The organism is Belnapia moabensis DSM 16746 (genome assembly GCF_000745835.1).
Lineage (GTDB): Bacteria > Pseudomonadota > Alphaproteobacteria > Acetobacterales > Acetobacteraceae > Belnapia > Belnapia moabensis.
Genome location: NZ_JQKB01000168.1, coordinates 1 through 6,211 on the forward strand (window position 1 = coordinate 1; position 6,211 = coordinate 6,211).

General features: G+C 65.8%; 8 protein-coding genes. All 8 read right to left on the reverse strand.

What is annotated here, in order from left to right; all coding sequences use genetic code 11:
* Positions 1-191 (reverse strand): transposase (locus tag EP26_RS29330; RefSeq protein ID WP_043344704.1); only part of this gene is annotated, 191 nt, incomplete at its 3' end.
* 338 nt (positions 192-529) lie between these two features.
* The gene (locus EP26_RS29335; RefSeq protein ID WP_052389848.1) at positions 530-1,132 is read right to left on the reverse strand and encodes a hypothetical protein; all 603 of its coding nucleotides are present in this window, start codon (positions 1,130-1,132) and stop codon (positions 530-532) included.
* A 248-nt stretch (positions 1,133-1,380) separates the two neighbouring features.
* Positions 1,381-1,731 carry a hypothetical protein gene (locus tag EP26_RS29340; RefSeq protein WP_043344706.1) on the reverse strand — a complete coding sequence of 117 codons (351 nt, stop codon included), beginning with the start codon at positions 1,729-1,731 and terminating at the stop codon, positions 1,381-1,383.
* A gap of 191 nt (positions 1,732-1,922) precedes the next feature.
* A complete protein-coding gene (locus tag EP26_RS29345) occupies positions 1,923-2,228 on the reverse strand; it encodes a hypothetical protein (RefSeq protein ID WP_157033918.1) in 306 nt (101 codons plus the stop codon).
* Between the two features lie 106 nt (positions 2,229-2,334).
* Positions 2,335-3,699 (reverse strand): metallophosphoesterase family protein, encoded by a 1,365-nt coding sequence (locus EP26_RS29350; RefSeq protein WP_211259612.1) that lies wholly within the window; start codon positions 3,697-3,699, stop codon positions 2,335-2,337.
* 340 nt (positions 3,700-4,039) lie between these two features.
* Positions 4,040-4,807 carry an SDR family oxidoreductase gene (locus EP26_RS29355; RefSeq protein ID WP_043344709.1) on the reverse strand — a complete coding sequence of 256 codons (768 nt, stop codon included), beginning with the start codon at positions 4,805-4,807 and terminating at the stop codon, positions 4,040-4,042.
* Between the two features lie 94 nt (positions 4,808-4,901).
* The gene (locus EP26_RS38385) at positions 4,902-5,030 is read right to left on the reverse strand and encodes a hypothetical protein (RefSeq protein ID WP_281177141.1); all 129 of its coding nucleotides are present in this window, start codon (positions 5,028-5,030) and stop codon (positions 4,902-4,904) included.
* Positions 5,031-5,853: 823 nt separating this feature from the next.
* Positions 5,854-6,211, reverse strand: a 358-nt coding sequence (locus EP26_RS29360) for an IS630 family transposase (RefSeq protein WP_043344710.1), incomplete at its 5' end; no start/stop codon positions are given.

Below are 6,211 nucleotides of genomic sequence, written 5' to 3' on the forward strand. Positions count from 1 at the left end.
TCCGGCGAGCGCGGGTCGTCGATGCAGGCTGCCAGCCGGTCGGCAATGCCGAGGCGGCGCTCGACCTCGCGCAAGGCCAGCAGGCCGCCGTCGGAGGAGAGTTGCCCGCCGTCGAAGCGGGCGATCAGGAGCTTGCCGCCAACCGATGACAGGCCGGGCAGCGGCGGGGTAGGTTCAACCGTGACGGGCATGGTCTCCGGACGCGGCTGGGTTTGAGTGTCGTAGCCAAATTCTACGTCCGCACAACGGCTTGCGCCATGCCCGTCAGCCCTCGCGCATAATCCGGGCTAGGTGTGGATCGGGGCTATCTAACTCCGGCACCACGCTTTGGCCCGCTTGTCTGTGCCTCATTCCGAAACAAGCATGAACTGAGGCCGCGACGCCGCTCTGAGGTCCGGTCTCCACCCCAAGGGGCCGCTTGCAAGGGACCCCCACCTTCCGCCCAGACTGAGGCAGTGTGCGCCATGAGACCGGAGAACCGCTCCGGCAACCAGAGCAAAATGCGGTTCGGTTGGGCTTGCGGCTTGTTCTAGCGTTTGCTCGTCAGCCGCGCCGGGTCCACTGCACGGGCATATGCCAGCTTGGTCTCGGCCGGGGCATCGCCCTCGACCGTGACCAGGATGCGACTTTCGACCACCATCTGCAGGTCACCGTCGCTTGCCTGTACCGCGCGCAGGGTGCCAACGCGCACCAGCTTGCCCATCGCGCCGGCCAGGGTGGGGTTGGTCAGCATCACCGCGATCTGCGCCACCATGGGCGAATCGGCGGTGAACCGCACCGTCACCGTCTGGTCCTGGGCGTTATGGTAGGTCTGGCTGGCTTGGGTGCCGGCGCCGAAGACATGCGCAGCTTGGGCGGAGCTCTCCGCCTCCTCGGCGGTCCAACCCGCCAGCGGCACCGGCAGCGCCGCGGCGAGCCCTGCAGCGGCGCGCTGGCCAAGCAACTGCAACGCCTCCTCCAGCGCCGTTCGGGCAGCCACGCCGTCCCCGGCACCATAGGCCCGCCGCGCCTCTTCCATAGCATCCGAGATCTCGTCAGCGCGGGCAGGGGCGGCGTACAGCAGCGGCGTGGCAGTCAGGCCCAGCAGCAGGGCAGCCTGGATGGCGCCACGGTTCACGATAGTCTTGCGCATGCGGCACTCCGGTCGAGGGTCGGAACTTGTCGAAGGTCAGCGTTTAGGGAACAGCCCCAGCGGCGGCGCGCTTCCAGCTGATGAGATTGCCGCTACCGCCCCGGCTTCAGCCTCGTGGAGCCATACAGCGGGGACTGGTCGTTCTGATTTTGGTTGCAATGTGTCTCGTCGCTGGGCTGGGGATGGGCGCGCTGAGTATGGCGCTGCACCTGTTCCTATAGGACGTTCGAGGTGAAAGTGGCGAAGGATTAAGAGTACTTGCCGGAGGGCTCGCCTCTTTCGGCGGCACCGACCTGTTCAAGATCGCGCAGCGTCTCCGTCAGCTCTTGGATCCAAGGATCACTAACATCGAATGGCTGGACAACCCGCGGGGCTCCCGGCTGCGGCGGCTGGGTGACCTGGAGGCAGAGACGGCCTTGCCATTCCACCACGACCCGCAACTCCCCTGACGCCTTGATCTCGTAGCCGAAGCCTAACCCGCCCGACTGGGCATAGTAACTCAAGGAGCCTGACCGCGCTTGAAAGAGCCGAGCGAGGGCAAGCGCCGTGTCGGCGGCTGGGCTGATGGCCTCGAAGGGCGCTTTTGCATCGTCCGTCATGGCTGTGGCACTTGCGGCGGAATTTCCGTCTCACAAGGCATCCAGGCTGCCGTGTTCGACGGGATGCAAAGGAAAGGTCGCCCGGGGGGAGGCGGCCTTGAGGCAATGCAGGGTCTCTCACTGGGAACAGCCCTCCAACGCCGCCGCCGCTGGGCCGGTTTGCAAGCGTTCCGCACCAGCAGCGGCGCTGGTTAGCTCGACCGATCACCGCTTACTGGTTCCAACACCTGCACGCCCAGACGGGCCGCTGCGGCCTCCAGCAGCGCCACGTCGCCTTCGCGCCGTAGCTTGCGGGAGAGCAGGGCCGTCGCCTCGGCCGCTGGCATCCCGAGAGCCTCGCCGATGCCGGCTGGGGTGGTGATGCCGCGGTCATCCAGCTCGCGGCCGATCGTCACCCGGAGGCGGATGATCCTCAGCCGATCGGCATCTCGTGCGCGACGCTCCTCGGCCGAAGATGGCTTCCGCGTTGTGGGCGAATGGTCAGGAAGCAAGCTCATGTTGTGTCAGTTGCACATGGTGGTGCCGTCGTCATCCCCAGCGCAGGCCCGGCATCGGCGAGATTCGCTAGGCGGGCCAACGCCATGACTGCCGTCAGCAGCGAGGTTATACCAACCGCCTTGGTGGATGACCGGTCCCGACCCAACTCGGACCTTGCAGGTGGCCCTCTATCGTGAGCGATACTGCAAGGCCCTCGCCCCGAAACGGCGTGTCTGCGTCATCCTTCATGCCCTGCCCAATCGCCCAACGTTCTGGCCAGGCAAGACGCTCGGCACCCCAGGGCGACGCGGCGACGAGGGAAGACCACGGCTCGTGTTCGGCAGTCCGGACCATGATCCCTCCCGGTCCCATGGCGGTGTGGATCAGGAGCTGGATATCGAATTCGGCACCTGGCCTTGGACCCATACCCCACCAGAGGTGCGGGCTGCGGCCAGGCTGTGGGCCGAGAAGGACGGTCAGGGTCTGGTCGGGGCCCCGCAGCCCAACCCAAAGCAGTGGCGTCTCGCCTCGGCGATACGTGCAGAACAGGGTCTGGGCGGCCGAAATGCCGGACGCGGCTGCGGTTGCCCTGAACCGCAAGGCGACGAGGTGGCCGGCACCGGCATCGGCAACAAGCCCCGCATCCTGTGAACCCGGCGCCAGTGTCCGCCACGCCTGTACAGGCGGCAGGGCCGGTGGCCAGCACAGGCGCTCGCGCACCTGCCCCTGCATGTCGAGAACCTGACAGCGCAGGCCCTCCGCATCGAGCGCCGCCTGCACGCAGTGGAGATACTCGACTCCCTCGGGCATGCGGTGTGCGGTCCCGGCACCCGCCGTGCAGAGCTGGAGCACGCCCCCATGTACCTGGACGTCGTAGGCGAGGATATGGCTGCACACGTAAGCCTGCACGCCCGCAGCCACCAACACGCCCCAGAACCGCTTCGCGTGCTCGGGCCCGATCTCGCGCTGGTACGGCCCGGAAAATCCATTCACCGGATGTACGGGATGGTGGCCGACGACAATCTTGTGCCGGGCACCGCCGTGTGCCAGCAGAGTTGCTTCCAGCCACTCCGTTTCGACATGGCCCTCACCTCCCAGGCCCGTCCATAGCGTGTGCACGAAGACGAGGAGCAGGTCGCCGCGCCGAACCCAGTACGACAGCCCATTCTGACCGGATGGACCGTTCCGGGGCAGGTGGGGCAGCATGTCCCTGAACACGCCCTCACTCATCACGTCGTAGGTGGTGTGGTTGCCTGTGCTGTGCCAAAGTGGGATCTTCGCCCGGTCGAGCCAGGCCATTTCGTGGTCCAGCCAATGACGCCATTGCGCCCGCAGCTCGGCCGGATCGGCGGTTAGGCCACTCACCTCGTCGCCTGGGAACACGATGAACTCGGGCGGCGGCTCTAGCCGGCGGACAACAGCGTTCACGGCGGCGAAGAGGCGTTCGTGAGGCGCGCCTGGAACGCCGGAGCAGCTGTCGCCGTAGAGCACGAACTGATGCCCCGGCCCTCGCGGCACGAGGGCCGGGATGGTGGCAGCAGGTCTGGGCGAAGGGAGCACGTGGCACACTCATTCGGGCATGGTCGCCCCAGCATACCACAACCAGAACCGCGCCCCTGGTCAGCATCGCGGGGCTACCTCGGGCCGATTATTGAACTCCCTTCGACTCAATAGTTCGGCCCGAAGAATTACTGCCGGCATCGTATCTCTATGCGGGCGTAGGCGCGCACCGAGGCCGTCACCGTAGCTCGGTCGTCTGTCCGAGCAGTGCCTTCGCCTTTCGCAGGAGCGCCGCCATCGGGCGTGGTCTCCAGGGTGTTATGCGGTGCTTTCAGATGACGCTGAGAATGCCACCGTCCACAACAATCACTTGGCCGTTGACGAAGTCGGCGGCCGGCGCGGCAAGAAACACGGCCGTCCCGACCAAATCTGTCGGCCTACCCCAGCGCCCAGCGGGAGTCCGGCCACGCACATAGGCTGATACCTCAGGGCTCTCGTGCAGCGGCCGCGTCATTTCCGTCTCGAAGGCGCCCGGGGCGATGCAGTTGACCTGTACGCCGCAGCCCGCCCAGTCGGCACAAAGTGCGCGCGTGAGCCCGTGCACGGCAGCCTTGCTGGCCGTGTAGGGTGCTGTACTCGGGTGCGCCGTCAGGCCCAGCATCGAACCGATATTGATGATCTTACCCGCCCTGCGCTCGACCATGCGTCGTCCCACCGCTCGCGCCATAAAGAACACCGCGTCGAGGTTGGTGGCCATAACCTCGCGCCAAGCGGCATCGAGCTGATCAGTTGCTGTACCGGGCCGGCTGACACCGGCATTGTTGACCAAAATGTGGATGGGACCGAGACGTGCCTCAATGTCAGTCACCGCTTCCTCGACCGCCGCAGGGTCACACACGTCAAAGGCAAGCGTCTCCACGGCGATTCCTGCTGTCGCCAGTTCAGCTGCCGCCGCAGTGAGGCGGCCAACATCACGGCCATTCAGCACCACTTTGGCGCCGGCTTCAGCCAGCCCGCGTGCCATCGCTAGACCGAGACACCGGCTTGCGCCGGTCACCAAAGCGAGCTGCCCGGTAAGATCGAACAATCCTTGTGCCATGGCTCACCCCCGCCCACACAGGACCGTAAGCCTCGTCAGCGCTGAGGCACAATGATCTGCCCCCTTGCCAAGGCAGAAGGACGACCGAGAGCCGTCACCGTGAATTGCTCACCCGTCTGAGCAGCGCCTTCGCCTCCCGCAGCAACGTTGCCATCTGGCGCACCATCTCAATAGCTTCGGCCGAGCGCCACCATGCTTCCAGCGTGTTGCGCAGCACCAGCATCTGCAAATTCGCAGATGATTTCGGAAATCTACTAAAATGCCCGCTGGAGTAACTGGCGGACGGCGTGGCGATGGGTGGGTATGGATCAGGTCGGCAGAATGGCCGCCTAACGGTGGAGGACAGCCTCATACTCGACCTCGCCAAGCTGCTTCGCGATGGCCACGTCGTCCGCGGTCAGCGGAGATGCGGCACGCTGCACTGGCGAGACGTGAGATCGGGACAGGAAGTCGGCTCGGTCACATATGAAGCTGACCTGACCGAACCAGCCGCAGCCTGGGTGCGCCTGCTGTACAGCTGCGAAAGGGGTGGGAGCCGGCATAGGCTCGACTACAGGATTCAGCTCACTGCTACCCGACCGCGCTTCGGAGGCTTTCGGCTCTGGTTCACGTGCCCGGTCTCGGGGCAACGGTGCGCCAAGCTTTATCGGCCCGTTGGTGGCGACCTATTCGCCGCACGGACGGCCTTGCGCCTCGGTTACAGCAGTCAACGGACGACCGCCCTGGAGAGCGCGCGGCAAACCGCGTGCGACCGAGCGGCTCGGATCCGGCAACGCCTCGGCAGGGCAGGAGCGGGTTCCCGCTATGAGCCACCAGCACCGCGGCCAAAGGGCATGTGGCGCCGTACCTACGCGCGGCTATGCCAAGAGGCCGAGGAGGCCAGGAGCACGGCCGACAGCTTGTGGTGGAGAGGCGCCGAACAGATAGTTGAGCAGGCGAACAAGGGGACCAGCGCCGGCAGGAAATCCGGCAAAGGAAGCAATGGCTGATGAAGCTGGACGAGGCGTGGTGCCGCCTATCTATTGAGGCGGACCCCATTGTCTTGACTACGCGGCGTAGCGGAATTGCGGGTGCTGAAAGATGGAGCGGATCCGCTGCGGCCGCTTGGCAAGGCTACGCATATGGCTGATCGCCGCACGTTTCAGCTGCTGCTTGCTGCGCGCCGGCGCCTTGCGCGGGACCGCCTGCTTGAGGTCGGCGTTCACTCCCTCGTCTGGGTTCAGGTCGGGGCTGTAGGGCGGCAGATAATGCACCTCGATCCTGGAGCTGTGCCCGGCAAGCCAGTCCTGAACTAGGCGGGCGCGGTGCACCCGCAGCCGGTCCAGGATGAGGAAGACCTTCCGGCGAGCGTCGCGGATCAGGCGCTCGAGGAAGCGGATCAGGGTCGGGGCGTTGACCGCACCG